This window comes from Empedobacter sp. GD03861 (genome assembly GCF_029840885.1).
Taxonomy (GTDB): domain Bacteria; phylum Bacteroidota; class Bacteroidia; order Flavobacteriales; family Weeksellaceae; genus Empedobacter; species Empedobacter falsenii_B.
Genome location: NZ_JAOCDJ010000106.1, coordinates 1 through 647 on the forward strand (window position 1 = coordinate 1; position 647 = coordinate 647).

Genomic DNA, 647 nt, shown 5'->3' on the forward strand with positions numbered 1-647 from the left:
TTGAGCTAGTAATCCAGCTCTTATTTTAACGCGATGTTTTCTTTCAGCATTCAATAATTTTATCTTTTCAATGACTTTCGAATTAGGCTTCCACTGTTGAAGATCCATATAATTTTTAAGTAAAAATACAGCAATACGTTCGCTGTCAATTTTATCATTTTTACCTCTAACTAATCCCATACTTTTTTTCAAATGCAAAGGATTGATGACATAAACAGCAAAAGAATGTTGAATTAATACGTTGTAAAGAAGGATGTTAAATCTCCCTGTATTCTCCATTCCAATTAGAATATTTTGTCTCTTAACAAATTGTTTCAAAAAAGATTTGATAGCTTTTTCAGTATTAGCAATAGTATCAAAACGATTCACTCCATTTTCTTGAATGCAGATGTCTAAAGTTAATTTACTCACATCAATACCAATAACAATTTTTTCCATAAATTTGAATTTAATGAGAAGAGAAACTTATCAATAACTCGATTCCTTACTAATGGGTTTTTAACCCGAATTTCTATTTGAGAATTTGATAAGAAAGAGTTGAGTCTTAATCAGAATATGAGATTATATAGCTCTGAACTCGTTATAGTGTACTCAAACTCTTTTCTCTTCTTTTTATACTACAATTTAAGATTTTCAAATCTAAAGGA

1 protein-coding gene is annotated in these 647 nt (G+C 28.4%); it reads right to left on the reverse strand.

Translation table 11 applies throughout. The annotated features are described in order from the left end of the window. The coding region (locus tag N5D03_RS14950) for a transposase (RefSeq protein ID WP_280052131.1) at nt 1-438 on the reverse strand (438 nt) is incomplete at its 3' end. Nucleotides 439-647: the final 209 nt, after the last annotated feature.